24 protein-coding genes and 2 tRNA genes are annotated in these 22,810 nt (G+C 69.0%); 23 read left to right on the forward strand and 3 right to left on the reverse strand.

The window, feature by feature from the left end; all coding sequences use genetic code 11:
• On the reverse strand, positions 1–501 hold the full coding sequence (locus DEO45_RS04025) for a glycine zipper 2TM domain-containing protein (protein WP_114341006.1): 501 nt from the start codon (positions 499–501) through the stop codon (positions 1–3).
• A 28-nt stretch (positions 502–529) separates the two neighbouring features.
• Positions 530–1,117: a glycine zipper 2TM domain-containing protein gene (locus tag DEO45_RS04030; protein WP_114341007.1), complete on the reverse strand. Its 588-nt coding sequence runs from the start codon at positions 1,115–1,117 to the stop codon at positions 530–532.
• A gap of 164 nt (positions 1,118–1,281) precedes the next feature.
• Here DEO45_RS04030 and DEO45_RS04035 point away from each other — a divergent pair, with 164 nt between their 5' ends.
• The 21 genes from DEO45_RS04035 to DEO45_RS04135 all read left to right on the forward strand — a co-directional run bounded on the left by DEO45_RS04035 (position 1,282) and on the right by DEO45_RS04135 (position 19,414).
• Positions 1,282–2,049, forward strand: coding sequence for a TatD family hydrolase (locus tag DEO45_RS04035; protein WP_114341008.1), 768 nt, complete (start codon positions 1,282–1,284; stop codon positions 2,047–2,049).
• Between the two features lie 234 nt (positions 2,050–2,283).
• Entirely contained in the window at positions 2,284–2,808 is a 525-nt protein-coding gene (locus tag DEO45_RS04040) for a MarR family winged helix-turn-helix transcriptional regulator (protein ID WP_114341009.1), read from the forward strand.
• Positions 2,809–2,819: 11 nt separating this feature from the next.
• Positions 2,820–4,301 carry an efflux transporter outer membrane subunit gene (locus DEO45_RS04045; RefSeq protein WP_114341313.1) on the forward strand — a complete coding sequence of 494 codons (1,482 nt, stop codon included), beginning with the start codon at positions 2,820–2,822 and terminating at the stop codon, positions 4,299–4,301.
• The gene (locus DEO45_RS04050) at positions 4,288–5,490 is read left to right on the forward strand and encodes an efflux RND transporter periplasmic adaptor subunit (RefSeq protein ID WP_114341010.1); all 1,203 of its coding nucleotides are present in this window, start codon (positions 4,288–4,290) and stop codon (positions 5,488–5,490) included. The genes DEO45_RS04045 and DEO45_RS04050 overlap by 14 nt, the downstream gene beginning before the upstream one ends.
• A gap of 6 nt (positions 5,491–5,496) precedes the next feature.
• Positions 5,497–7,059 carry a DHA2 family efflux MFS transporter permease subunit gene (locus tag DEO45_RS04055; protein WP_114341011.1) on the forward strand — a complete coding sequence of 521 codons (1,563 nt, stop codon included), beginning with the start codon at positions 5,497–5,499 and terminating at the stop codon, positions 7,057–7,059.
• Positions 7,060–7,132: 73 nt separating this feature from the next.
• Positions 7,133–7,630, forward strand: a complete 498-nt coding sequence (phaR, locus tag DEO45_RS04060) for a polyhydroxyalkanoate synthesis repressor PhaR (RefSeq protein ID WP_114341012.1) — start codon at positions 7,133–7,135, stop codon at positions 7,628–7,630.
• Positions 7,631–7,744: 114 nt separating this feature from the next.
• Entirely contained in the window at positions 7,745–8,506 is a 762-nt protein-coding gene (phbB, locus tag DEO45_RS04065; RefSeq protein ID WP_114341314.1) for an acetoacetyl-CoA reductase, read from the forward strand.
• A gap of 80 nt (positions 8,507–8,586) precedes the next feature.
• Positions 8,587–9,990: an FAD-dependent oxidoreductase gene (locus DEO45_RS04070; protein WP_114341013.1), complete on the forward strand. Its 1,404-nt coding sequence runs from the start codon at positions 8,587–8,589 to the stop codon at positions 9,988–9,990.
• Entirely contained in the window at positions 9,983–10,393 is a 411-nt protein-coding gene (locus DEO45_RS04075) for a DUF3293 domain-containing protein (protein WP_114341014.1), read from the forward strand. The genes DEO45_RS04070 and DEO45_RS04075 overlap by 8 nt, the downstream gene beginning before the upstream one ends.
• 210 nt (positions 10,394–10,603) lie before the next feature.
• Positions 10,604–11,239 carry a cytochrome c biogenesis heme-transporting ATPase CcmA gene (gene ccmA, locus DEO45_RS04080; protein WP_114341015.1) on the forward strand — a complete coding sequence of 212 codons (636 nt, stop codon included), beginning with the start codon at positions 10,604–10,606 and terminating at the stop codon, positions 11,237–11,239.
• Positions 11,240–11,329: 90 nt separating this feature from the next.
• Positions 11,330–12,016 carry a heme exporter protein CcmB gene (gene ccmB / locus DEO45_RS04085; RefSeq protein ID WP_114341016.1) on the forward strand — a complete coding sequence of 229 codons (687 nt, stop codon included), beginning with the start codon at positions 11,330–11,332 and terminating at the stop codon, positions 12,014–12,016.
• Positions 12,017–12,022: 6 nt separating this feature from the next.
• Positions 12,023–12,781 (forward strand): heme ABC transporter permease, encoded by a 759-nt coding sequence (locus tag DEO45_RS04090; protein ID WP_114341017.1) that lies wholly within the window; start codon positions 12,023–12,025, stop codon positions 12,779–12,781.
• Complete coding sequence (gene ccmD, locus DEO45_RS04095; RefSeq protein ID WP_114341018.1) at positions 12,778–13,014, forward strand: heme exporter protein CcmD; 237 nt, start codon at positions 12,778–12,780, stop codon at positions 13,012–13,014. The genes DEO45_RS04090 and ccmD overlap by 4 nt, the downstream gene beginning before the upstream one ends.
• Positions 13,015–13,038: 24 nt before the next feature.
• The gene (ccmE, locus tag DEO45_RS04100; RefSeq protein WP_189339672.1) at positions 13,039–13,524 is read left to right on the forward strand and encodes a cytochrome c maturation protein CcmE; all 486 of its coding nucleotides are present in this window, start codon (positions 13,039–13,041) and stop codon (positions 13,522–13,524) included.
• On the forward strand, positions 13,521–15,500 hold the full coding sequence (locus DEO45_RS04105; protein WP_114341020.1) for a heme lyase CcmF/NrfE family subunit: 1,980 nt from the start codon (positions 13,521–13,523) through the stop codon (positions 15,498–15,500). The genes ccmE and DEO45_RS04105 overlap by 4 nt, the downstream gene beginning before the upstream one ends.
• Positions 15,497–16,039: a DsbE family thiol:disulfide interchange protein gene (locus tag DEO45_RS04110; protein WP_114341021.1), complete on the forward strand. Its 543-nt coding sequence runs from the start codon at positions 15,497–15,499 to the stop codon at positions 16,037–16,039. Before DEO45_RS04105 ends, DEO45_RS04110 begins: the two co-directional genes overlap by 4 nt.
• A 17-nt stretch (positions 16,040–16,056) precedes the next feature.
• Positions 16,057–16,482: a cytochrome c-type biogenesis protein gene (locus tag DEO45_RS04115; RefSeq protein WP_114341315.1), complete on the forward strand. Its 426-nt coding sequence runs from the start codon at positions 16,057–16,059 to the stop codon at positions 16,480–16,482.
• Positions 16,479–17,543: a tetratricopeptide repeat protein gene (locus DEO45_RS04120; RefSeq protein WP_114341316.1), complete on the forward strand. Its 1,065-nt coding sequence runs from the start codon at positions 16,479–16,481 to the stop codon at positions 17,541–17,543. The genes DEO45_RS04115 and DEO45_RS04120 overlap by 4 nt, the downstream gene beginning before the upstream one ends.
• Before the next feature lie 2 nt (positions 17,544–17,545).
• A complete protein-coding gene (metX, locus tag DEO45_RS04125) occupies positions 17,546–18,670 on the forward strand; it encodes a homoserine O-acetyltransferase MetX (RefSeq protein ID WP_114341022.1) in 1,125 nt (374 codons plus the stop codon).
• 49 nt (positions 18,671–18,719) lie between these two features.
• Positions 18,720–19,301: a cysteine dioxygenase family protein gene (locus DEO45_RS04130; RefSeq protein WP_114341023.1), complete on the forward strand. Its 582-nt coding sequence runs from the start codon at positions 18,720–18,722 to the stop codon at positions 19,299–19,301.
• Positions 19,302–19,328: 27 nt separating this feature from the next.
• Positions 19,329–19,414, forward strand: a tRNA-Leu gene (locus DEO45_RS04135).
• Positions 19,415–19,458: 44 nt separating this feature from the next.
• Here the strand turns inward: DEO45_RS04135 and DEO45_RS04140 are convergent.
• Entirely contained in the window at positions 19,459–21,396 is a 1,938-nt protein-coding gene (locus tag DEO45_RS04140; protein WP_114341024.1) for a formylglycine-generating enzyme family protein, read from the reverse strand.
• Between the two features lie 99 nt (positions 21,397–21,495).
• Between DEO45_RS04140 and DEO45_RS04145 the strand changes: the two genes are divergently transcribed.
• Together DEO45_RS04145 and DEO45_RS04150 are read left to right on the forward strand one after the other, a co-directional pair.
• Complete coding sequence (locus tag DEO45_RS04145; protein WP_114341025.1) at positions 21,496–22,608, forward strand: ribonuclease D; 1,113 nt, start codon at positions 21,496–21,498, stop codon at positions 22,606–22,608.
• Between the two features lie 61 nt (positions 22,609–22,669).
• Positions 22,670–22,745: transfer RNA gene (locus DEO45_RS04150), tRNA-Ala, on the forward strand.
• The last annotated feature ends 65 nt before the right edge of the window (positions 22,746–22,810 follow it).

The raw sequence follows: 22,810 nt of genomic DNA on the forward strand, positions 1-22,810 counted from the left end.
TCAGCGTGGATAGACGTGGTCGCCACGCACCTCGACATAGTCGCCGTTGCGGACACCGGGATTCTCGCGCTGGGTCACCGTGGCGTACTGGCCATTGTCCAGTCTCACCACGATGCGCCAGGCGGCATTGCTGCCGTCACTGCGCTTGCCGATCTGGTTGCCGACCACGCCACCGGCGACCGCGCCCACCACGGTGGCAGCCTTGCGGCCATCGCCCTTGCCGACCTGGTTGCCGAGCACGCCGCCGGCAACCGCACCGATGATCGCGCCCAGCGTGCCGCCGTTGCCACTGCCGTCGACGTAGACCTGCTGCACGTCCTGCACGACACCGCAGGTCTGGCAGCGGACGTTCCGGTCGCCGTAGCCATAACCACCCTGCGAACCCTGGTAACCGCGATCGTAGTTGCCGTTGTTGCCGTAGGGGCTGGTGGCGCAGCCGGCGAGGGCCAGTCCCGCGGTCATCGCCGACATCAGGGCAAATTTGCTGACGAGTGCGTTCATGGGATCACGTCCTTTCCTGTGGTTGGTTTCAGCGGGCGTCGGACACGGCCGTCACGCCTTCCTGCACCTGCACCCGATCGCCGGGGTCGTGATCCATCCGCACCGTGCGGGTGACGCCGTTGTATACGTAGCGCACGTCATAGCCGACGATCTTGTTGCTGGTGTTGTTGACGGTATCGCACTTGCGTTCGACCGAAGTGCTCACCTGCGCCTGCTGGCGGCTGGCCTGAATGCGGTTGCCGGCGTAACCGCCGCCGACCGCGCCCGCCACCGTGGCCAGGGTCCGGCCCTTGCCGCCACCGACCTGGTTGCCGAGGAGGCCGCCGACCACCGCGCCGATCGCCGTGCCGGCGATCCGGTGCTGGTCTTTCGGCGGCTCCGAGTGGGTGACCGTCTCGTCGTGGCAGACCTGTTTCGGGTTGTTCACGGTCGAACGTATCGGATCGACGCTGACGACCTTGGCGTACTTGACCCCGGCATCCGCACTGGCACTGGCGCCGGCATCCGCAGAGGCGCCGGAAACGCCCGCATCAGCGTTGCGGTTGCAGGCCGCGAGACCGGTGGCGAGTGCTGCCGCGATGGCAATATTCAGTACATTGACTGTCAACCTGTTCATCACAATCCTCTCCTCTGTTTTGTTTGGCCGCATTGCCGGCACCCGCACAGCAACCCGCATGGTCATTGAACATTTTTCCAACTGAATCGGAGCTAGCTCACGCCCGTTACATTATCTTCACGTCAAGGTCGCGGAACTCTCTGCCAGCGCACGAAAAGCGAATCATGCTCCAACTCGTCGACAGTCATGTCCATCTCGATGACCCCGCCTTCGCCGACGACCGCGAAGCGGTCATCCAGCGCGCCCGCCTGGCGGGGATCGGCAGGATGGTCATTCCCGCCGTCGATGCCGGAAGCTGGCCGAAAATCCGCGATCTCTGCGCCGTTCATGCTGGCCTTCACCCCGCCTATGGCTTGCATCCCATGTTCCTGTCCCGGCACGCCCCGGAAGATGTCGGCAAGCTGCTTTCCTGGCTGAACGAAAACCGTCCGGTGGCGATCGGCGAAATCGGCCTGGACTTCCACGTGGACGGCCTCGATCTCGAATTGCAGCGGCACTATTTCATCGGCCAGCTGCAGCTGGCGCAAGAGCGCGACCTGCCGGTGATCGTGCATGCGCGCGGCGCACTCGAGGAAGTCACGCTGACCCTGCGCCGGCACGGCGGCCTGCGCGGCGTGGTGCACAGCTTTTCCGGCAGCGAGCAGCAGGCCCGGCAACTGTGGGCCATGGGCTTCCACCTGGGCATCGGCGGCCCGGTGACCTACGAGCGTGCGCAGCGCCTGCGCCGCATCGTGGCGCAGATGCCGATCGAGTTCCTGCTGCTGGAAAGCGATGCGCCGGACCAGCCCGGCGCCGCCCACCGCGGCGAGCGCAACGAACCGGCCCACGTCACCGAGGTCCTGCGCTGCATCGCGGCGCTGCGCAACGCGCCGGAAGCGGAGATTGCCGCCGCCACCAGCGCCAACGCCCGCCGCCTGTTCGGGCTCGACTGAGAGGCTGTGGGTTTTTCAACCTCTCAGACCGGCCATCGATGGCCGGACATGAAACAGTCACTGGGGTGACTGTTTCATGTGAGCGAGTCCGGGCGTATACCGGACTCGCGACAAGAAGAAAACCACGGGAAGTGGTTTTCTTCTCAAGCTCTGACGCTTAGGCCATCCGTCACTTGCGAGCGGTGGCCGGGGTCTGTTATTTTTTATTTCACTGGTGAAATATGAGTCAGTGAAATGGCACGACTGGCAAACTGCATCGTGATGATGGACGAAGGCGTCGGCCGGGTCAGCCAGATCATCCCGCAAGTACCTTCGCTCGAAGCGCGACTGTGCCGGTTGATGCTGATGCTCGGCGACGACATCGAGGAAGAACTCGAATTCAAGCTGAAGCCGTACAAGCTCAACCACAGCGAATTCCTGACCCTGATGATCCTGTACAGCCGCCCGGACGGCAGCTCCACCCCGGGCGAACTGTGCGAATACACCTCGCAGGGCGCCACCAACATGACGCGCATCGCCAACGCACTGGTCAAGCGCGGCCTGATCACCCGCGGCGGCAGCGAACAGGATCGCCGCCGCGTGCTGATCCGCATCACCCCGGCCGGACGGCGCTTCGTGCAGAAGATGCTGCCGCCGATGTTTCCCCGCGTCGCCACCATGTTTTCCGGTTTCAGCGATACCGACAAACGCCATCTCGATCGCCTGCTGCGCAAGCTGGCCGGCAACCTCGATCAGCTGGGCGAGAGCCGCCTCCCATGAAGGAAACCCCGATGAAACATGCCCCGCTCCGCGGTCGCACGGCGTTGGTCGCCGCGACCCTGCTGGCGCTGGCAGGCTGTGCCGCCGCACCTGCCAGACTCGGCGAACCTGCGCTGCGCGACGACGTGCCGCTGGCCGGCCTGCAGGCACCGGCCCGCGCCGACTGGCCGGCCGCCGAATGGTGGCGCCACTACGATGATCAGCAACTGGACGACCTGATCGACCGCGCCATGCGGCAGTCACCGGACCTGGCCCTGGCGCAAAGCCGCGTGCAGGGCGCCGAGCAGTCGGCCCAGCTGGCGGCGGCGCAGCTGGGCCTGTCGGTCAACGGCAGTGCGCAGATATCGCGCCAGCGGATGAGCGAGCACGGACTGATCCCGAGCAGGTTCCTCGGTTTCACCTGGTACAACCAGGCCGACCTCGGCGTGCAGCTGCAGTACGACTTCGACTGGTGGGGCAAGAAGCGCGCGACGATGGAAGCGGCGCTGGACCAGGCGCATGCCGCCGAGGCGCAGCGCAGCGCGGCCGCCCTGGCGATCCAGTACGCCGTCGCCGATACCTACTTCGGCTGGCAGGCCGACCAGGCACGGCTGCAACTTGCCGACCAGTTGCTCGCCACGCAGCAGCGGCTTGCCGATATCGCCGGGCTGCGCGTGCGCCAGGGCGTGGACCTGCCCGACGTGGCACAGAAGGCGCAGGCCCAGCTGGCCGCGGTGCGCGAAATGCGGGTGGCGCTCGACGGCTCGGCAAAGATCCGTCGCGCCACGCTGGCCTCGCTGCTCGGCGTGGCGCCGGCCACCCTGCCCGAACTGCACGCGCGTCCGCTGCCGAAGATCGCGCGCGGCGTGCCGGCCGATGCCGGGCTGGATCTGATCGCGCGTCGTCCCGACATCGCCGCCAGCCGCTGGCAGGTCGAGGCGGCGCTGAAGCAGACCGATGCCGCACGCGCCGAATTCTTTCCCGACATCGGCATCACCGCGCTCGCCGGCCTGTCGAGCATCGACCTCGACAAGCTGCTCACCGCCGGCAGCCGCACCTTCGCGCTGACCCCGGCGCTGCACCTGCCGATCTTCAGCGGCGGCGCGCTCGAAGCCAACTACGGCGTGCGCAGGGCCCAGCTCGACGCCGCCGTGGCGCAGTACGACAGCACCGTGCTGGCCGCCGCGCGCGAGGTGGCCACGCAGGCGCTGGGCGCCGAACAGGTCGCCGCCCGCCAGCACGAGCAGCAGGCCCAGCTCGACGCCGGGCAGCGCCTGCTGGCGAGCGCGCAGGCGCGCGCGCGGCAGGGCGTGCGCGACATCCGCGAGAGCCTGGGCGCACAGGCCGCGCTTTTGCAGCAGCGCGATGCCGCCACCCAGTTGCAGGCGCAGGCCACAAGCACCGACCTGGCCCTGATCAAGGCCCTGGGCGGCGGTTACCGCCGCGCCGGCGAAACCACTGCCTCCTCATCCCCTTCCGCCAATGCCGGAGCCCCCAGCCATGAGCGCCACTGAATCCGCCACGACCTCCGTCGATGCCAATGACAGCGGCATGGCCGCGAAGGATCCGGCCAAGCGCCGCCGGACGCTGCTGATCGTGACCGGCGTCTTCGTCCTCGCCGCGCTGGCCTGGTTCCTGCTGTGGCTCTTCGTGCTCTCCACCCGCGAGAAGACCGACAACGCCTATGTAGGCGGCAATCAGGTGGCGATCTCGGCGCAGGTACCGGGCACGGTGGTGGCGATCCTCGCCGACGATACCCAGCATGTCGAGGCCGGCCAGGTACTGGTGAAACTGGACAGCACCGACGCCGACACCCGGCTTGCGCAGGCGCGCAGCGCGCTGGCCCAGGCCGTGCGCGGCGTGCGCCAGCAGACCAGCTCGGCGACCAGCGCCGACGCCCAGGTGGTCGCCGCGAGGCTCGACCTGAAGAAGGCCGAGGCGGACCTGCGGCGGCGCCTGCCGCTGATCGCCGCCCAGGCCGAATCGCCGGAGATCGTGCAGCACCTGCGCGACGGCGTGGAACAGGCGCGCGCCGCGGTGAACGCGGCCGAGGCGCAGTCCGCCGCCGCGCACGCGGCGATCGAGGGCACCGACGTGGCGCAGAACCCGGTGGTGATGCAGGCCCGCGCGAACTTCCGCGCGGCCTGGGTTGCCGCGCAGCGCAACGCGATCTACGCGCCGGTGTCCGGCTACGTGGCCGAGCGCAGCGTGCAGCTGGGCAACAGCGTGCAGCCGGGCCAGCAGCTGATGACCGTGGTGCCGCTGCACGACCTGTGGATCGACGCCAACTTCAAGGAAAGCCAGCTGCGCCACATCCGCATCGGCCAGCCGGCGAAGATCGTCTCCGACCTGTACGGCAGCGATGCCGTCTACCACGGCAAGGTGATCGGCCTGGGCGCCGGCACCGGCAGCGTGTTCTCGCTGCTGCCGGCGCAGAACGCCACCGGCAACTGGATCAAGGTGGTGCAGCGCGTGCCGGTGCGCATCGCGCTGGACAACAAGGAGCTGGACCAGCACCCGCTGCGCATCGGCCTGTCCACCGACGTCACCGTCGACATCCGCAACGACCGGGGCAGCGTGCTGGCCAACGCGGCGGCGGCGCAGCCGGTGGCGCAGACCGACGTCTACGAGCAGATGGCCAGCAAGGCCGATGCGGAAGCGGAGCGGATCATCCGCGCCAACCTGCCCAGCGCCGCGGACTGAGCCGCCATGGCCGCCACGCCGAACGACGCCGTTTCCGCGGCACCGCCGAAGCCGCTGCACGGCGGCCCGCTGGCGCTGCTCACCATCGCCGTCGCGTTCAGCACCTTCATGGAGGTGCTGGACATGACGATCGTCAACGTCGCGGTGCCGCACATCGCCGGCAGCCTCGGCGTGAGTCCGAGCGAAGGCACCTGGACGATCAGTTCCTACGCGCTGGCCAGCGCCATCATGCAGCCGCTGACCGGCTGGCTGGCGCGCCGCTTCGGCGAGGTGAAGACCTTCGTCGGCTCGGTGCTGATGTTCGTGGTGTTCTCGATGCTGTGCGGCCTGGCCACCAGCATGCCGATGCTGGTGATCGGCCGCCTGCTGCAGGGCGCCGGCTCCGGCCCGATGGTGGCCCTGTCGCTGACCCTGCTGCTGTCGAACTATCCGAAGGAGAAACAGGGCATCGCGCTCGCGCTGTGGGCGATGACCGTGGTGGTGGCGCCGATCTTCGGCCCGATCCTGGGCGGCTGGCTCACCGACAATTTCTCCTGGCCGTGGATCTTCTACATCAACCTGCCGGTGGGTCTGGCGGCGGCCGTGGTCACCTGGGGCCTGCTGCGCAAGCGCGAGACGAAAACCTACAAGGCACCGATCGACATGATCGGCCTGCTGCTGCTGGTGGTCGGCGTGGGCGCGCTGCAGTTCATGCTGGACAACGGCAACGACCATGACTGGTTCTCCTCGCCGATGATCCTCACCCTCGGCCTCGTCGCGCTGGTCTGCCTCACTTTCCTGATCGCGTGGGAGTTGCACGCGAAGCACCCGGTGGTCGACCTGTCGCTGTTCCGGCAGCGCAACTTCACCGTCGGCGTGATCAGCCTGTCGCTGGGCATGTTCGCGTTCTTCGGCATCAACGTGGTGTTCCCGCTGTGGCTGCAGATCACCCTGGGCTACACCGCCACCTGGGCCGGCCTGGCCACCGCGCCGGTGGGGATCCTGGCGTTCCTGATCGCGCCGGTGCTGGGCAAGAACATGCACCGGCTGGACCTGCGCGCGGTGGTGACGTTCGCCTTCCTGGTGTTCGCCGGCACCGCATACTGGTTCTCCACCTTCGACAGCTCCGCCTCGTTCTCCGCCCTGGTGGTGCCGCGCTTCGTGATGGGCCTGGCGATCCCGTGCTTCTTCATCCCGTTGAACCAGGTCTACCTGTCCGGCCTGCCGGTGGACCAGATCGCCAGCGCCTCGGGCCTGTCCAACTTCTGCCGCACGATCGGCTCCAGCGTGTCCACCGCGATCATGGTGACCCTGTGGCAGCACCGCGGCGAATCGCACCATGCCAGCCTGACCGAGTACGTCAGCCCGGGCCACCCGGCGGCCACCGAGTTCATCGGGCAATTGACGCACGGCGGACTGTCGCACACGCAAAGCCTGGGCCTGATCGACCAGTTGCTGACGCGCGAGGCGCTGACCCTCGCGGTGAACGACGTGTTCTGGGCCTGCGCGATCCTGTTCGTGCTGCTGATCCCGGTGCTGTGGTTCGCCAAACCGCCGTTCGGGAGCGCCGGCGGCGCGGCGGGGCATTGATGCGGGCATGCTGCACCGGAGGGTGCAGCATGCCGACTGGTGCGGCGCAATATCTTCTGCTAGCGTTCGCCGCATGGCACAAACAAAGCGCACCATCAAGAAGTATCCGAACCGGCGTCTCTACGACACGGAGATCTCCAGCTACATCACGCTGGAGGAAGTCCGCCAGCTGGTGCTGGACAACGAGGATTTCGAGGTCCGCGACGCCAAGACCGGCGAGGACCTGACGCGTTCGGTGCTGCTGCAGATCATCTCCGAGCACGAGGACAAGGGGCAGCCGATGCTGTCGCCGCAACTGCTCAGCCAGATCATCCGCTTCTATGGCGATTCGCTGCAGGGCTTCATGGGCCCTTACCTGGAGCGCAGCCTGCAGGTCTTCCTCGACCAGCAGACGCAGTTCCGCAGCCAGCTCAACAACCTGATGGGACAGACCCCCTGGAACACGCTGAACGACCTGACCGAACGCAACCTCGCCGCGTTCCAGGCGCTGCAGCGCGGACTGATGGACACCGCCGCCAAGGTGATTCCCACCCCCGGTGCGTCCAGCCGCGGCGGCAAGAAATCCGGTTGATTCCGGCCTGACCCCCACGGCGCGCTTCGGCGCGCCGTTCGTTTGCACCCCATCCCGATCGCTGCAGCACAACACGTGCTGCCCTGCGGCATTGGCGCCCCGATGGATCCGAACATGACTCGAACCGACCCTTCTTCCCGTACCGCGCTGGTCACCGGCGGCATCGGCGGCCTCGGCACGGAAATCTGCCGCCAGCTGGCCCGCGCCGGACGCAAGGTGATCGCGCTGGACCTGGCTTCGCGCGAAGAGCGCGTGGCCTCGTTCCACGCCGAGGTCGCCGGCTTCGGAGGCGCCATCGCGTTCGAGCCGGCCGACGTCAGCGATTTCGACAGCTGCCGGCAACTGGTAGAACGGATCGAACAGCAGCACGGCAGCGTCGACATCCTGGTCAATGCCGCCGGCATCACCCGCGATACCAGCCTGCGCAAGATGACGCCGCAGCAGTGGCACGAGCTGATGCGGGTGAATCTGGACGGCGTGTTCAACATGTGCCGCCACGTGGTCGAGGGCATGGCCACACGCGGCTTCGGCCGCATCGTCAACATCAGCTCGGTGAACGGCCAGACCGGCCAGTTCGGCCAGACCAACTATTCCGCCGCCAAGGCCGGCGTGCACGGCTTCAGCATGGCGCTGGCGCGCGAGACCGCGCGCAAGGGCGTCACCGTCAACACCGTCTCGCCCGGCTACTGCGACACTCCGATGGTCGCCGCCGTGCCGGACGAGATCCGCGCGCAGATCGTCGCCGACATCCCGGTGGGCCGGCTCGGCTTGCCCGCCGACATTGCCCGCGCCGTGGCCTTCCTCACCGCCGACGACGCCGGCTACCTCACCGGCGTCAACCTGCCGGTAAACGGCGGCTACTTCATGAGCTTCTGAGGCAGGCTCCGGCCGCCCGGGATTGCAGTCGCGCGCCGCTTGCGGAACAGTGGGCGGACTCTCTCTCCACGGACCGCGGCATGGCGCAGCCAACCATCACCCTCATCGGCGGCGGCCTGGTCGGCGCGCTGCTGGCGCAGCAGCTGGCCGGGCGCGGCTTTGCGGTCGATGTGTTCGAAAAGCGGCCCGATCCGCGCCGCGCGGGTTTCCACGGCGGTCGCTCGATCAACCTGGCGCTGGCCGAGCGTGGCCTGCAGGCATTGCGCACGGCCGGCCTGGCCGACGACGTGCTGCAGCGGGCGGTGATGATGCGCGGGCGCATGGTGCATGCGCCGGGCGGCAACAGCGGCCTGCAGCGCTACGGCGTGGACGACAGCGAGGTGATCTGGTCGGTGTCGCGCGGCGCGCTGAACATGCTGCTGCTGGACGCGGCCGAGGCGGCCGGCGTGCGCTTCCACTTCGGCCAGTCATTGGTTGGCGCCGACTTCGGACGGCGGCGTATCCGGCTCGCCGACGCGGCGGGCGCGCAACGCGAACTGGAGGCCGACTTGCTGATCGGCGCCGATGGCGCCGGCTCCGCGGTGCGCGCGGCGATGAACGCGCACGCGCCGCTGGGCGAGCGCATCGAATCGCTCGGCCACGGCTACAAGGAACTGGAAATCCCGCCGGCCGGTGAGTTGCCGGCCGCGGTACTGCAACCCGGCAGCGGCCGCGACCAGTTCGCGCTGGAACCGAACGCGCTGCACATCTGGCCGCGCGGCGGCTACATGTGCATCGCGCTGCCGAACACCGAGGGCAGTTTCACGGTGACCCTGTTCCTGCCGGCGCAGGGCGCCGCGCCGAGCTTCGCCAGCCTGCCCGACGCGGCCGCGGCGCGCGCCTTCTTCGCCGCGGACTTCCCCGACCTGCTGCCGCTGATCCCGCGCTTCGACGAGGACTTCGACAGCCACCCGGTCGGCACGCTGTCCACGCTGTACCTGGAGCGCTGGCACCTCGACGGCCGCGCACTGCTGATCGGCGACGCCGCGCACGCGATCGTGCCGTTCCACGGCCAGGGCATGAACTGCGGCTTCGAGGACACCGTGGTGCTGGCCGACCTGCTGGCCGAGGCGCCGGACGACAGCGCCGGGGTGTTCGCCGAATTCCAGCGCGTGCGCCAACCGAACGCCGACGCGATCGCCACGATGGCGCTGGAGAATTATGTCGAAATGCGCGACTCGGTGGCCGACCCGCGCTACCTGGCCAAGCGCGAACTGGGGGCCTTGCTGGCTCAGCGCATCCCCGGCCATTACATGGCGCGCTATCGCCTGGTGACGTTCAGCCACGTGCCCTACGCCTACGCGCTCGAGCGCGGCCGGGCGCAGGACCAGTTGCTGGAACAGCTGCTGCGTGACACGCCGGAAGTGGCGGCCGTCGACATCGAAGCCGCCGCGCGGCTGTTCCAGTCGAAGCTGGCGCCACTGCCGAGGCTGCGCCATGGATGAAGCACTGCTCGAGGCGTTTCACGCCACCGCCTACCACGTCTGCCTGGATACCGTGACCTGGGCAACGATACGCGTGGACCTGCCCCTGCCGCCCCAGCTCGCAGCCGCGATCGGTTCGCGCCCGTGGGCTTTCATCACGGCATGGAATCCACAGGCACGCCGACGTCCGCCGGCGGAGAACCTCGCCGCACAGCGCGAACTGCTGGCCACGCTGCAGGACCAGCCAGGCGTCGCCGTCCATCCGGCGCTCGGCGTAGGCACTTCCGGCTGGAGCGAGCCCAGCCTGTTCGTCATCGGGGCCGGCACCCATGTGCTGGACAAGCTGGCCAGAGCCCACGGGCAGCTGGCTTACGTGCATGGCGAAGCCGGCAGCGCCGCCCTGCTGCGGGTGCTGGACCGATAGGTTGTCGGGAAAGGGCCGTCCTGCCCTTTCCCTACCCGCCAGGTACGGCACATGTCCGTACCTAGCTACGCCGGATCGGGCACCCGCCATGCCTGGTTCGTGGCAGGCCCTCGGTGGCCCGCATTCGGCAAGGCGCAACACCCTGATGACCTGTGCAGCGGCAGCGCGCCGCATGGACAAGCGCCCTCGGCATTGCGGACAATCGCGCGGATGACTGCTGCCCCCGCCGCCATGCCCCTGCTCGAAGCGCGGGCCTTGAGCTTCCATCGCCAGGACGAGCCGGTGTTCGCACCGCTGGACTTCCAGCTGTGCGAGGGCGAACTGGCCCTGGTCGAAGGCGACAACGGCAGCGGCAAGACCACCTTGCTGCGCATGCTGGCGGGACTGCTGCACATCGGTGCCGGCGAACTGCACTGGCGCGGCGAACCACTGCAGCGCGACCGCTGCGCCGGCGAGATCCTGTTCCTCGGCCACCAGCTCGGCCTCAAGGCCGATCTCAGTCCACGCGAGAACCTGCACATCGCCGCCGGCCTGCATGGCTGTCGCGACGGCGCCAGCGTAGCCTCGGTGCTGGCCCGGATCGGCCTGCGCGGCTACGAGGACGAGCCGGTGCGCCGGCTCTCCGCCGGCCAGAAAAAACGCGCCGCGCTGGCACGGCTGCTGTTGCTGCCGGCCAGCCTGTGGCTGCTCGACGAGCCGTACGCGAACCTCGACCGCATCGGCATCGCGCTGGTGAACGAGTTGCTGGAAGCGCACACCGACGCCGGTGGCGCGGCGATGGTCACGAGCCACGGCACGGTGAGCTTCCACGGCGGCGAGCCGCGACGGATCCGCATGCATGACTAACGCGCGGCATCGCATGTATTGGCCCCTCCCCAACCCTTCCCTGCACGCCCCAAAAGGATTTCCTTCGGTCGCAGGGGCGGGAGCAAAGCCATGAACCGCCCGGGCCTCGCCAGCGCCTGCGCCGCGATGCTGCGGCGCGACCTCACCCTCGCCTGGCGCCGGCGTGGCGACATCGCGATGCCGGTGCTGTATGCGCTGATCGTGACCATGCTGTTCCCGTTCGCGCTCGGCCCCGAGGACACCCTGCTGCAGCGGATCGCCGGCGGCGTGGTGCTGGTCACCGTGCTGCTGGCGATGCTGCTGGCGCTGGACGCGATGTTCGCCAGCGACATCGAGGACGGCTCGCTGGAGCAACTGGTGCTCGCGCCGCAGCCGCTGGCATTGATGCTGGGCATGAAGATCCTCGCCCACTGGCTCGCCACCGCGCTGCCGCTGATCGTGATCGCGCCGCTGATGGCCGCGATGCTGCACCTGCCCGGCGCGGTGATCCCGGTGCTGCTGCTGGCGCTGGCGCTGGCCACGCCGCTGCTCAGCCTGCTCGGCGCGGTGCTGGTGGCGCTGACGGCCGGCACCCGGCGCTCTGGTATGCTGCTCGCCTTGATGCTGTTGCCGCTCTGCGTGCCGGCAGTGATCTTCGCCGCCGGCGCCGTGGCGGCCGCCCAACAGGGTTTGCCATGGTTCGCGCCGGTCGCCTGGCTCGCCGCCGCGCTGGTGCTGGCCGTGGTGCTGGCGCCGCTGGCCTGCGCGGCGGCCCTTCGTATTGCCCTGGACGCTTGATCGGTTATGGCTAGCTGGATTCCGCTCTGGTTGCACAAGCTCGGTTCGCCGCCGACGTTCTACCGCTTCGCCGGCGTGCTGCAGCCATGGGCGATGGCGATGGCGCTGCTGCTCGGCGCGATCGGGCTGTACGGCGGCCTGGTGCTGGCGCCGGCCGACTACCAGCAGGGCGACGCCTACCGGATCATCTTCATCCACGTGCCGAGCGCATGGATGAGCATGTTCATCTACGCGGTGATGGGCGTCGCCTCGTTCATCGCGCTGGTGTGGCGGATCAAGCTGGCCGAGGTGGTGGCGATGGAGTCGGCGCCGATCGGCGCGGCGTTCACCTTCATCACCCTGGTCACCGGCTCGCTGTGGGGCAAGCCGATGTGGGGCACCTGGTGGACCTGGGACGCGCGGCTCACTTCCGAGCTGGTGCTGCTGTTCCTGTTTCTCGGCGTGATCGGGCTGTACCACGCATTCGAGGATCGCCGCCAGGGCGCGCGCGCTGCGGCGTTCCTCGCCATCATCGGCATCATCAACGTGCCGATCGTGCATTTCTCGGTGAACTGGTGGAACACCCTGCACCAGGGCAGCACGGTCAACGTGTTCGGCCAGTCGAAAATCTCCGGCGCGATGCTGTGGCCGCTGCTGACGGTGACCCTGGCGACCAAGTTCTACTACGCCGCCAGCCTGTTCCGCCGCGCGCGCACCGACCTGCTCGATCTGGAGAGCGGCAAGGACTGGGTGCGCAGGATTGCCGAAGGCGAGGCCGGCCGATGAGCGCCCTGCTGCACTTCCTCGTGACGGGCGACGGCGTCGCCGCCTTCTTCAGGATGGGCGGTTACGCCGCCTACGTGTGGCCCGCCTACGCGCTGTTCTTCGTCGTGCTGGCCGCCGATACCGTCGCGCCGCGCCTGCGCCGCCGCCGCGTGCTGACGGAACTTCGTGCCCGCCTGGCGCGTCAGAGCGCGCGACAGGAACGCAAACCCCCTTCCACTCCAGCGTCCCCCTGACCGGGGCGGTCGATCGTCATGCCCATGAATCCCACCCGCAAACGCCGGCTCACCATCGTGCTGGCCATCCTCGCCGCGGCGGCCGTCGCGGCCGTGCTGGTCGTGCTGGCGTTGCAGAACAACATGAACTACCTGCTCACCCCGAGCCAGGTGCAGTCGGGCGAGGCCGCCAGCTACAAGACGTTCCGGCTCGGCGGCATGGTCAAGGCCGGCTCGATCCAGCGTGCCAGCGATTCGCTCAAGGTCACCTTCACCGTGGTCGATGCCGGCGGCGCGATGCCGGTGGAGTACACCGGGATCCTGCCCGACCTGTTCCGCGACAACCAGTCGGTGATCGCCACCGGCCACATGGACAACGCCCACTTCGTCGCCACCGAGGTGCTGGCCAAGCACGACGAGACCTACATGCCGAAGGAGCTGAAGGACGCCATGGCCAAGGCGCACGAAGGCAAGCGGGTCGAAGAAGCCGCGGCGGCGCCGGACAGCATGCAAGGAAACCCCAAGCCATGACCCCCGAACTCGGCCAGCTCGCGCTGATCCTCGCCCTGCTGCTGGCGCTGGCGCAGAGCATCCTGCCGCTGATCGGCGCATGGCGCGGCAACCGCGCGCTGATGGCGGTGGCGCGCCCGGCCGCGGCCGGCCAGGCGGTATTCGTCGCGATGGCGTTCGGCATCCTGGCCTGGGCGTTCCTGCGCTTCGACTTCTCGGTGCAGTACGTGGCCGACAACTCGAACCTGGCGCTGCCGTGGTACTACCGCATCGCCGCGGTGTGGGGCGCGCACGAGGGTTCGCTGCTGCTGTGGATCCTGATCCTCAACGTGTGGACGGTGGCGCTGGTCGCGTTCAGCCAGAAGCTGCCCGAAGTGTTCGCCTCGCGCGTGATCGCCGTGATGGGGTTGATCGCAGTGGGGTTCCTCGCCTTCATCATCTTCACCTCCAACCCGTTCGGACGGCTGCTGCCGATGCCGGGCGACGGCGCGGACCTGAACCCGGTGCTGCAGGACCCGGGCATGACCTTCCACCCGCCGATGCTGTACATGGGCTACGTCGGCTTCTCGGTGGCGTTCGCGTTCTCGATCGCCGCCCTGCTCGGCGGCGAGCTCGAGCAGGCCTGGGTACGCTGGGCGCGGCCGTGGACGAATATCGCCTGGGCCTTCCTCACCTGCGGCATCGTCGCCGGCAGCTGGTGGGCGTATGCGGAGCTGGGCTGGGGCGGCTGGTGGTTCTGGGATCCGGTCGAGAACGCCAGCTTCATGCCGTGGCTGGTCGGCGCGGCGCTGATCCATGCACAGGCGGTCACCGAGAAGCGCGGCTCGCTGCGCGCGTGGACCATTCTGCTGTCGATCTTCGCCTTCTCGCTCTCCCTGCTCGGCACCTTCCTGGTGCGCTCGGGCGTGCTCACCTCGGTGCATGCGTTCGCCTCCGATCCGCGCCGCGGCATCTTCATCCTGGCCTTCCTCACCATCGTGGTCGGCGGCTCGCTGCTGTTGTATGCGCTGCGTGCGCCGCGGGTGCTGGGTGGCAAGCCGTTCAAGGTGGTCTCGCGCGAGACGGTGCTGCTGATCGGCAACCTGATGTTCGCGGTGGCCGCGGCGATGGTGCTGCTGGGCACGCTGTTCCCGCTGATCGGCGATGCGCTGAACCTGGGCCGGATCTCGGTCGGGCCGCCCTACTTCGGCTTCCTGTTCCCGCTGCTGATGGCGCCGGTGGTGCTGCTGCTGCCGTTCGGCCCGTTCCTGCGCTGGGGCAAGGGCGAGGCGCCGGTGCTCAAGAGCCTGCTGCTGCGCGTGGTCATCGCCGCGCTGGCCTGCGCCATCGTCGCGGCCTTCCTGGTCGACGGAAACCTGAAGGCGATCGTCGGCGTGGCCGCCGCCGTGTGGATCACCGTCGGCGTGCTGCTCTATGCGTACAAGCGCTGGCGTGAAATGCCGCGCGGCCGGCGCTACCCGGCCGAGATGGCCGGCATGCTGCTGGCGCACCTGGGCGTGGGCGTGTTCGTGGCCGGCGTGCTGCTGTCCGAGTCGCTCAGCGTGACCCGCGACGTACGCATGGCGCCGGGCGAAAGCCAGCACATCGGCAGCTACGAGTTCCGCTTCGACGGCGTGCACCGCGCGAACGGGCCGAACTGGAAGGCCGACCAGGGCGTGGTCACGGTCATCCGCGACGGCAGGGAGCTCACCGTGATGCACCCGCAGAAGCGCACCTACCTGCGCGGCCAGGTGCAGACCGAATCGGCGGTGGACGCCGGCGTCACCCGCGACCTGTACGTGGCGCTGGGCGAACCGATGGATGCCGGCAACGTCGAGGGAGCCTGGGCGCTGCGGCTGTACTACAAGCCGTTCGTCCGCTGGATCTGGGCCGGCGGCCTGCTGATGATGCTGGGCGGCCTGGTCTGCGCCGCCGACAAGCGCTTCCGCCTCAAGCGCGGCGCGGGAGCTGAAGCCGGGGCCATCGCCAGCCTGCGGGTGCAGGAAAACCACGCATGAACCGGCTGCTTCCCTTCATCGGTTTCATGCTGCTGGTCGGGCTGTTCGGCTTTGGCATCTGGTGGAACACCCGGCACGATCCGAATGCGATCCCGACGCCGCTGCTGAACAAGCCGGCTCCGGCCTTCAACCTGCCCAAGCTGTACGAGCCCGCGCAGACGGTCAGCAAGGCCGACCTGCTGGGCAAGCCCTACCTGCTCAACGTGTTCGCCAGCTGGTGCATCGAGTGCGGCGTGGAGCACCCGGTGCTGACCGCCGAAGGTCCGTCCCTCGGCGTGGCGCTGGTCGGCTACAACTACAAGGATGCCCCGGCCGACGCCAAGAACTGGCTGGCCCGGCACGGCAATCCGTACGGCCTGCTGATCGCCGACGAGCCCGGTCAGACCGCGATCGACTTCGGCGTGTACGGCGCGCCGGAAAGCTTCCTGATCGACGCGAAGGGCGTGATCCGCTACAAGCACATCGGCCCGCTGACGCCCGACGTGGTGGCGAAGGAACTCAAGCCGGCGATCGCGGCAATGCTGAAGGAGGCACCGTGACGCGCCAGCTGTTCCGGATGCTTCTCGCAGCTTCGCTGCTGCTTGGCGGCTTCGCCCACGCCCAGGCGATCGAGCCCATGCCGTTCAAGGATCATGCACAGGAACTGCGCTTCCAGCACCTCACGCACCAGCTGCGCTGCCCGATGTGCCAGAACGAGACGCTGGCCGATTCCAACGCGCCGATCGCACGCGACCTGCGCAACCAGATCTTCCGGATGATGCAGCAGGGCAGGAGCGACGAGGAGATCAAGCAGTACCTGGTAGCCCGCTATTCCGAGTTCGTGCTGTACGACCCGCCGCTGAAACCGGGTACCTGGCTGCTCTGGTTCGGCCCGCTGCTGATCCTGTGCGGCGGCACCGGCGTGGTGCTGGCCGCGATCCGCCGGCGCAACCGCGGCGACGGCGCCGCCGAGGCACCCACCGACAACGGGGACGATTGGTGAAGACCGTTTTTTTCATTGCCGCCGCCGCGATGGTCGCCGTGGCGCTGGCCGTGCTGTTGCTGCCGCTGATGCGCCAGGGCCGCAAGTCCGGCCGTCCGCGCAGCGTGTTCGTGACGAGCCTGCTGATCGCCCTGGTGCTGCCGCTGGGCGCCGGCGCGCTGTACCTGCTGGTGGGCACGCCCGCCGCCCTGAACGGGGTGGCCGCCCAGCCCGCGGCGATCAGCCTGCCGCAGGCGATCGCCGAGCTGCGCACGCATCTGCAGCAGCAGCCGGACGACCTGCAGGGCTGGATGCTGCTGGCGCAGACCAGCAGCATGCTGCGCCAACCGGCCGAGGCACGCGATGCATTCGACCACGCGCTGAAACTCGACCCGAACAACGCCGAGGCGATGATCGGCTGGGCCGAAAACGATTCGATGACGCGCAGCGACCACCTGATCGAGGGGCGTGCGCGGGAACTGCTCGAGCGCGCCGTGCGCTTGCACCCTGACAGCCAGCGCGGCCTGTGGCTGCTCGGCATCGGCAACTTCCAGCGTGGCGAATACCGCGAGGCCGCCGCCACCTGGCGCCTGTTGTTGCCACAGCTGGAGCCCGGCTCGTCGGTGGCGAAGGCGGTGGCCGAACAGATCGCCGTCGCCGACGCCCGCTCCGGCGGCGCGCCGGCCGACCCATCGAGCGGCGCCCCCGCGCCTGCCCCGCAGGGCGCCGCCTTGCAGGTGCAGGTGACGCTGGCGCCGGCGCTGAAGGACAAGCTCGCCCCCGGCGATGCGCTGTTCGTCTACGCCCGCGCGGCAGGCACCCCATCAGAGCCGGGCCCGCCGATGCCGCTGGCCGTGGCCAGGCTCGATCCCGCCCGGCTGCCCACCACCGTCACGCTGAACGACGCGATGGCGATGACGCCTGCCTTCAAGTTGTCCTCGGTCCAGCAGGTCTTCGTCGGCGCGCGGATCAGCCACAGCGGCCAGCCGATCGCCCAGCCCGGCGATCTGGAAGGCGACGCCGGCGTGGTCGCGGTGGACCGCACGACGCCGGTCGAAATCAGCATCGACAAGGTGCACTGAGCATGGGCGACGCGCGCCGCTACCTCCCGCTGCCTTCGCCGTTCGCGATGAAGCGCGGCGGTGCGTTGCACGGCGCGCACGTCGCCTACGAAACCTGGGGCACATTGAACGCGGCGCGCGACAATGCGCTGCTGGTGCTGACCGGGCTGTCGCCCAGTGCGCACATGACCTCCTGCGAGGAAGATCCGGCACCGGGCTGGTGGCAGGAGATGGCCGGCCCCGGCAAGGCGATCGACACCGCGCGCTGGTTCGTGATCTGCGTGAACTCGCTGGGCAGCGACAAGGGCTCCACCTGCCCCGCCTCGATCGACCCGGCCACCGGCGAACCGTACCGGCTGAGCTTCCCCGAGCTGGCACTGGAAGACGTCGCCAACGCCGCGCACGCCGTGGTCGCCAGCCTCGGCATCGGCCAGCTGGCCTGCCTGATCGGCTGCTCGATGGGCGGCATGAGCGCGCTGGCCTACATGCTGCTGCACCCCGGCAGCGTGCGTGCCCACATCAGCGTGGACACCGCGCCGCAGGCGCAGCCGTTCGCCATCGCGATCCGCTCGCTGCAGCGCGAGGCGATCCGGCTCGACCCGCACTGGAACGAGGGCCGCTACGACATCCACGCCGAAGAAGGCGGCAGCTACCCCGACATCGGCATGAGCATCGCGCGCAAGCTCGGCGTGATCACCTATCGCTCGGCGATGGAATGGAACGGCCGCTTCGCGCGCATCCGGCTCGACCCGGAGCAGCGCGAGGACGAGCCGTTCGGCCGCGAGTTCCAGGTGGAGTCCTACCTCGAAGGCCACGCCCAGCGCTTCGTGCGCCACTTCGACCCGAACAGCTACCTGTACCTGTCGCGCGCCAGCGACTGGTTCGACATCGCCGAATACGGCCACGGCAGCGTGCTGGAAGGGCTCAAGCGCATCCGCATCGAAGAGGCCATGGTGATCGGCGTCAGCACCGACATCCTGTTCCCGCTGCAGCAGCAGGAGCAGATCGCGGAAGGCCTGGAAGCGGCGGGCGCGCGGGTGGAATTCGTGGCGCTGGACTCGCCGCAGGGCCACGACGCCTTCCTGGTCGACATCGACAACTACAGCCGCGCGATCGGCGGCTTCCTGAACCGGCTGACGGCTGGTTGACCGCTGCGCTGGTAAGATCCATTCCATCACGCATCAGACCGAGACCGCCATGCTTACCCTGGATTTCCCCGGCAGCCGCACCCTGATCGACGCGATCGACGCCGCCGTGGCCAAGCCGACCACCCACGAGCTCACCGACAGCCTGCGCCACAGCCTGTGCCGGCTGATCTGCGACAAGGCCGTCACCCTGCCCCCCTGCGTGTTCGAGGCCAATCCCGACCACTACGCCCGCCGCGAGCTGTACCGCAGCGAGGAGCACGGCTACTGCGTGGTGGCAATGACCTGGGGCCCTGGCCAGGGCACGCCGATCCATGACCACGACGGCATGTGGTGCGTCGAGGGCGTGTGGAACGGCGCGCTGGAGATCGTGCAGTACGAGCTGGTCGAGCACGACGCGCAGCGCTACTGCTTCCAGCCGGTCGGCTCGATCCAGGCCGGCGCCGGCTCGGCCGGCAGCCTGATCCCGCCGCATGAATACCACAGCATCCGCAACCCCAGCGACAACGCGGTCACCGTCAGCCTGCACATCTATTCCGGCCCGATGACCCGCTGCTCGGTGTTCCAGCCGCTGCCGGAAGACCGCTGGTACGGCCGCAACGTGCGCCAGCTGGGTCTCGACCGCGTGCACTGAACCCGGCATAATCCCCAGCTCGCACATGCCGGTGTGGCGGAATGGTAGACGCGGCGGACTCAAAATCCGCTTGTGGTGACACAGTGGAGGTTCGAGTCCTCTCACCGGTACCAGACACCGGAAAAACCCCGCCCCGCGCGGGGTTTTTCATGCCCGGCTACAGCTCCCGCACCACCCGGAAACCCACCCGGCCGCTGCGTGCGTCGCCGTTGCTGCCCTGGCGATAGGCCGAGTCCACCTGGTCGGGCGAGCTGCCCCAGGAGCCGCCGCGCACCACGTGCGAGCGGCAGCCCGGGTTGATCCAGGCACTGCCGTCGCCGGGGGCGCGGATGTAGTTGTCGTGCCAGCAGTCCAGCACCCATTCGGAGACGTTGCCGTTGATGTCGTACAGGCCGAACGGATTGGCGGCGAAGCTCATCACCGGCGCCGGCCCCCAATAGCCGTCGCGGTAGCCGCGGAAGGCATGGCTCCAGCGCCGGCCGCTGCGCGAGCGGTCGCCGGAGCCGGTGAGGTTTTCCACCGTGCGCGTGGGCGTGCCGTCGCCCCACCAGTAGCGGCTGCGGGTGCCGCCGCGCAGCGCGTATTCGAACTCCGCCTCGCTGGGCAGTCGGTACACCTTGCCGGTCCGCTGGCCGAGCCAGTCGGCATAGGCCTTGGCGTCGTTCCAGGAGACGTTCACCACCGGCAGGTTGTCGTCGGCCTTGCGACCGGAATAGTCATCCTGCCAGGTCGCGTCCGAGTCGTCGCGCAACGCGCCGCTGCGCTCGTCGTACACGCTGGCGCCGCCCAGCTTGACCGAGTCGGGCACGTAGCCGCTGGCGCGGACGAATTCGCGGAATTCCGCCACCGTCACCGCCGTGCGCGCCAGCGCGAAACCCTTGGCGATGGCGACCGCATGTTGCGGCAGCTCGGCGTCGATGCGGTCCTCGTCGTCGGCGGACGCACCCATCTGGAAACTGCCGGTGGGGATCACCACCATCGCCGGCGTCTTGCCCGGCAGGTCGATGTAGCGGTCGGTGAACACCTGGCCGGGCTTGTAGCTGGCGTACAGGCGCGCGTTGGTGAGCTGGTCGCCGAAGGCGGCCAGCGCCGGCAGCCCCGGGTCGATCGCGCGCGCCTGCGCCGCCAGCTTCGTGGCCAGCCCGAGGTTGCCGGCATCCAGCGCCGTGTGCGCCTGCACCAGCACGCCGCTCGCGCGCTGCACGCGCATGTCGTCGACGCGCTTGTGCACGTCGATCATCTGCTGCGAACCGGGGCGGATCGCCTGCGCGGCCGCCAGCTCACGGTCGGCCCCGGCGAAATCGTTCTGCGCCACCGCGGCCAGTGCGCGATCCAGCACGGCACGCTGCACCTCGAAGATGCCCTGCTCGGCGACCGCGTTCTGCGGGTCGAGCTTCTGCACCTCGCGATACAGGTCCAGCGCACTACCGCCCCGCGGCTGGTCGGCCTTGCCCCGCCGCAGCAGGGCGGCGGCCTCGGCCAGCATCGGCCGCACTTTCTCCAGGGTCTGCAGGCCTGCTTCCAGCTGCGTCACTTCCGCGTTGGCATTCGGCAGGGTGCGCAAGGCGGCGAGCAGTTCGCGCGCCGCATCGGCGTCGCCCAGCGCGATGTCCTGGTCGATCTCCGCCACCATCCTGGCGCGCACGTCGAACAGGCCCTGCGCGGCACGGCGGCTGTCCGGCTTTTCCTGCAGCGCCCGCCCGAACAAGGCGGCGGCGCTGTTCGCGTCGCCGATCAACTGGCCGGCGTGCAGCGCCCGGGTCGCCCGCGCCAGCAGGGCCTGCACCTCCGGCGGATCGGCACTGTGCTGCTCGGGCAGGTTCGCGCTTCTGCCGCTGCGCGAGGCGATCACCGTTGCCGGCGCCAGCGTCAGCGGCGGTCCGGCATTGAGCTCGCTGATCGCCGAAATCCGTTCCGGCTGCGGTCCGCTGCCCGGCGCGGCGGCGCCAAGCGACATCGAACGACGCGGCGCCTCGGCCGGATTGACGTGGAACAGTCGCGGAAAGAAGTGGTACAGCAGCGCGAACCCCAGCACGATCACCCCGAGCGCGCCGCCGAGAGCACGCTGACGGCGCAGGCTTGCGTTGTTCGGCATAGATGGGCGTCCTTGGTGCGGCCTGTTATCGTGCGCTGCTCACCATAGGCACAAACCGCCTGCAGGGCAATCCGCGCCCGCAGCTTCCAAGGAGCACCGATGCCCCCATCCGAAACCGCCGCCGACTGGATCGACCGGCCCGATGCGTTGCGGGATTGGCTGGCGCCGATTCCCGCCGACGCCATGGTCGGCCTGGACACCGAGTTCATGCGCCGCAATACGTTCCACCCCCAGCTGGCGCTGCTGCAGCTGGGCTGGAACGGCCGCCATGCGCTGGTCGACCCGCTCGCCTTCGACATCGGCGACGCGCTGCAGCCGCAACTCGGTGCCGGCCCGGCCACCACCGTCATGCACAGCGCCGGCGAGGATCTGGAAACCCTCGCACCGCTGCTGCCTAACGGTCCGCACATCCTGTTCGACACCCAGATCGCCGCCGCCTTCGTCGGCATGGGCCTGGGCCTGAGCTACCGCGCGCTGGTCGCCGAACTGGCCGGGGTGGAACTGGACAAGGGCGAGACCCGCTCGGACTGGCTGCAGCGCCCGCTCACCGACTCGCAACGCCGCTATGCCGCGCTGGACGTGGTGTACCTGCAGACCATCCACGAACAGCTGGCCGAGCGCCTGTTGCGCCGCGATCGCCGCGCCTGGCACGCCGAGGATTGCGCCCGGCTGAAGCAGCGCGCCAGCCACCGCGACGGCGACGCGCAGCCACAGCGCGCGCTGCGTGGCGCTGCCGACTGGCCGGTCGCGCAGCAAACCCTGCTGCGCCGCCTATTGCTGTGGCGCGAGCGCAGCGCACGCCGCCTCGACGTGCCGCGCCCCTGGCTGCTCGACGATACCCTGGCGCTCAACCTCGCGCAGCAGCCGCCAGCCAGCCTCGGCGACCTCGAACAACGCAGCCGCGACCAGCGCGCCCTGCGCTCGGCCCAGCGCAGCGAGCTGTTCGAGCTGCTCGCCCCACCCGTCGACGACGAGGAGATCGCCGCCACCGCACGCATCCCCGGCCACCCGCAGGGCGAGGCGAAGAAGGCGCTGGCCGGCATGAAGACCCTGGTCGACGACCTCGCCGGCGAACTCGACCTGCCACCCGGCCTGCTGTGCCCGCGCAAGGTGCTGGAGGAATACGTGGTCACCGTCGAGTGGCCCGAGTTCCTCGAAGGCTGGCGCCGCGAGGTACTGCACGACCGCCTGCCCGGCCTGCTGCCCGGCTGAGTCCATCCCGACTCAGGTCTTGGCGAACCTAACGCACGCTGCTAATATTTGCGGCTTCCGTGGGGCGGTAGCTCAGCTGGGAGAGCGCCACGTTCGCATCGTGGAGGTCGTGGGTTCGATCCCCATCCGCTCCACCACGGATCTGAAGATCGACGAAAAGCCGGCCCCGCGCCGGCTTTTTCGTGTCCGCCAAAAGCCTGGG

The sequence above is a fragment of the Rhodanobacter denitrificans genome, from assembly GCF_003335105.1.
Taxonomy (GTDB): Bacteria; Pseudomonadota; Gammaproteobacteria; order Xanthomonadales; family Rhodanobacteraceae; genus Rhodanobacter; species Rhodanobacter denitrificans_A.

Excerpts from the sequence above, each read along its gene's own strand:
- DEO45_RS04025 (WP_114341006.1), bottom strand. The coding sequence starts at position 501 with ATGAACGCACTCGTCAGCAAATTTGCCCTGATGTCGGCGATGACCGCG.
- DEO45_RS04030 (WP_114341007.1), bottom strand. The coding sequence starts at position 1,117 with ATGAACAGGTTGACAGTCAATGTACTGAATATTGCCATCGCGGCAGCA.
- DEO45_RS04035 (WP_114341008.1), top strand. The coding sequence starts at position 1,282 with ATGCTCCAACTCGTCGACAGTCATGTCCATCTCGATGACCCCGCCTTC.
- DEO45_RS04040 (WP_114341009.1), top strand. The coding sequence starts at position 2,284 with ATGGCACGACTGGCAAACTGCATCGTGATGATGGACGAAGGCGTCGGC.
- DEO45_RS04045 (WP_114341313.1), top strand. The coding sequence starts at position 2,820 with ATGAAACATGCCCCGCTCCGCGGTCGCACGGCGTTGGTCGCCGCGACC.
- DEO45_RS04050 (WP_114341010.1), top strand. The coding sequence starts at position 4,288 with ATGAGCGCCACTGAATCCGCCACGACCTCCGTCGATGCCAATGACAGC.
- DEO45_RS04055 (WP_114341011.1), top strand. The coding sequence starts at position 5,497 with ATGGCCGCCACGCCGAACGACGCCGTTTCCGCGGCACCGCCGAAGCCG.
- phaR (WP_114341012.1), top strand. The coding sequence starts at position 7,133 with ATGGCACAAACAAAGCGCACCATCAAGAAGTATCCGAACCGGCGTCTC.
- phbB (WP_114341314.1), top strand. The coding sequence starts at position 7,745 with ATGACTCGAACCGACCCTTCTTCCCGTACCGCGCTGGTCACCGGCGGC.
- DEO45_RS04070 (WP_114341013.1), top strand. The coding sequence starts at position 8,587 with ATGGCGCAGCCAACCATCACCCTCATCGGCGGCGGCCTGGTCGGCGCG.
- DEO45_RS04075 (WP_114341014.1), top strand. The coding sequence starts at position 9,983 with ATGGATGAAGCACTGCTCGAGGCGTTTCACGCCACCGCCTACCACGTC.
- ccmA (WP_114341015.1), top strand. The coding sequence starts at position 10,604 with ATGACTGCTGCCCCCGCCGCCATGCCCCTGCTCGAAGCGCGGGCCTTG.
- ccmB (WP_114341016.1), top strand. The coding sequence starts at position 11,330 with ATGAACCGCCCGGGCCTCGCCAGCGCCTGCGCCGCGATGCTGCGGCGC.
- DEO45_RS04090 (WP_114341017.1), top strand. The coding sequence starts at position 12,023 with ATGGCTAGCTGGATTCCGCTCTGGTTGCACAAGCTCGGTTCGCCGCCG.
- ccmD (WP_114341018.1), top strand. The coding sequence starts at position 12,778 with ATGAGCGCCCTGCTGCACTTCCTCGTGACGGGCGACGGCGTCGCCGCC.
- ccmE (WP_189339672.1), top strand. The coding sequence starts at position 13,039 with ATGAATCCCACCCGCAAACGCCGGCTCACCATCGTGCTGGCCATCCTC.
- DEO45_RS04105 (WP_114341020.1), top strand. The coding sequence starts at position 13,521 with ATGACCCCCGAACTCGGCCAGCTCGCGCTGATCCTCGCCCTGCTGCTG.
- DEO45_RS04110 (WP_114341021.1), top strand. The coding sequence starts at position 15,497 with ATGAACCGGCTGCTTCCCTTCATCGGTTTCATGCTGCTGGTCGGGCTG.
- DEO45_RS04115 (WP_114341315.1), top strand. The coding sequence starts at position 16,057 with ATGCTTCTCGCAGCTTCGCTGCTGCTTGGCGGCTTCGCCCACGCCCAG.
- metX (WP_114341022.1), top strand. The coding sequence starts at position 17,546 with ATGGGCGACGCGCGCCGCTACCTCCCGCTGCCTTCGCCGTTCGCGATG.
- DEO45_RS04130 (WP_114341023.1), top strand. The coding sequence starts at position 18,720 with ATGCTTACCCTGGATTTCCCCGGCAGCCGCACCCTGATCGACGCGATC.
- DEO45_RS04140 (WP_114341024.1), bottom strand. The coding sequence starts at position 21,396 with ATGCCGAACAACGCAAGCCTGCGCCGTCAGCGTGCTCTCGGCGGCGCG.
- DEO45_RS04145 (WP_114341025.1), top strand. The coding sequence starts at position 21,496 with ATGCCCCCATCCGAAACCGCCGCCGACTGGATCGACCGGCCCGATGCG.